This is a genomic window from Marinobacter sp. SS8-8 (assembly GCF_030540945.1).
Classification (GTDB): domain Bacteria; phylum Pseudomonadota; class Gammaproteobacteria; order Pseudomonadales; family Oleiphilaceae; genus Marinobacter.
In genome coordinates, this window is record NZ_JASSVN010000052.1 from 1 (window position 1) to 1,426 (window position 1,426).

Annotated in this window: 1 protein-coding gene; it reads right to left on the reverse strand. The window is 57.0% G+C overall.

Features of this window, described 5'->3' with window-relative positions:
* Positions 1-17 precede the first annotated feature (17 nt).
* Positions 18-1,280: a tyrosine-type recombinase/integrase gene (locus QPL96_RS19350; RefSeq protein ID WP_303288906.1), complete on the reverse strand. Its 1,263-nt coding sequence runs from the start codon at positions 1,278-1,280 to the stop codon at positions 18-20.
* Positions 1,281-1,426: the final 146 nt, after the last annotated feature.

The window sequence follows — 1,426 nt, forward strand, 5'->3', positions numbered from 1 at the left end:
GCTGTGAAAGGAGGCGGTCATGGCAGCACCTCCTCTTGGCCCAGCGCCACCATGCGCAGGGTTTCCACGTCCACCTTGGTATAGATGCGGGTGGAACTTGGCGATGCATGACCAACGTAATCGCCGATGACCTTGAAGTTGAACTCGGCATCGACCAATCGCTGTACGCAAGTGTGGCGCAAGGTGTGCGAACCCGGGCGACGGACATTAATACCCGCTTTGCGCAGGTAGTGCGTCGCTCGGCTGGACACAGTAACCGCCGTCACAGGTCGGACGGGCGCCACAACCCGGAAAAACAGCCTTCGCTCCTTGACGTGTGGGCGTGCATTTTTTAAGTAGTCGAGAATCGCTTCGCCTACTACTGAAGAGAGAGGGTACGCAGTGGTGTGTCCCGCCTTGCGCTGCGGCACCAACAGGCGTTCTCGCTTCCAGTCAATATGCTCCAGTGTCAATCCGGCCACCTCATGGCCGCGCAGTCCATACGTGACGAGCAAAAGTAGAATGGCATAGTCGCGCTTGCCCAGAGCACTGCGCCGATCAACAACATCGAGCATGCGCCGGACGTCGTCCCAGGAGATCGAACGCGGGAGATCGGCCAGCTGATACCGACGCGGGGACTCTACGGTAGCGCCGAGATCGCGATTGATCAGCTGCTCGCGGTACAGGTAGCGCAGGAAGACTCGCAAGGAGCTGCACAGCCCCGTCATGGAATGCGGGCTCAGTCGGCGACCGCTCTCCACCACAAACGCACTGAGTATGGCTGGAGTGAGCTCGGACAAATGCAGCAGGTTGATTCGCGCCAGGTAGGCTTCCAGGTTATGCAGATAATGGCGATAGTGCCGGAGAGACAGCTCACGCAGGCCCCGTTCTTCACGCAGATAAACAAAGAACCCCGGTGCCTGAACCAGGAAGGGATCTTGACTGGTCCGTCTCTGGCCTGTTCCGCGGAAATCGGGCAACATCAGGGACAGCAATTGCTCGATCGGTGTACGAGCATCATTAGCCACCCATCGCTTTGCCTGGTATGCGTTCTTGGCGTGCACCTTTACCCAGTGCTTTACATAAGGCTCGACATGAGTCGGAAGCTCGCTCCACTGCGTGGCACCATGATCGCGAGCAAACTCACCAAACTGCCTCAGGAGTGGGACTCGCCGCAAGATTACCCTGGGCCTGTATCCATGCCCGGCTAACCACGCAACGTACTGCTCAATCGGTTCCGCGATCCAGGAAGCGCGGATCGCATCGATGGTATCGGGCTTAACGAAGTAATGTTCTAACATGACAATCTCCTTTCTGGATGTAGGAAAGGAAATCATGCGCCCAAACGGCATCTGTCGTTATGTGTCCTTTTACACGGAATCCTCCCTATGGATTCAAGGGCTTCCAGGGTGAACGGAACATAATGGGATTGGGAACATAACCCCGA

Bases quoted from the DNA above. Each gene is read 5' to 3' on its own strand.
- QPL96_RS19350 (WP_303288906.1), bottom strand. From the start codon at position 1,280: ATGTTAGAACATTACTTCGTTAAGCCCGATACCATCGATGCGATCCGC.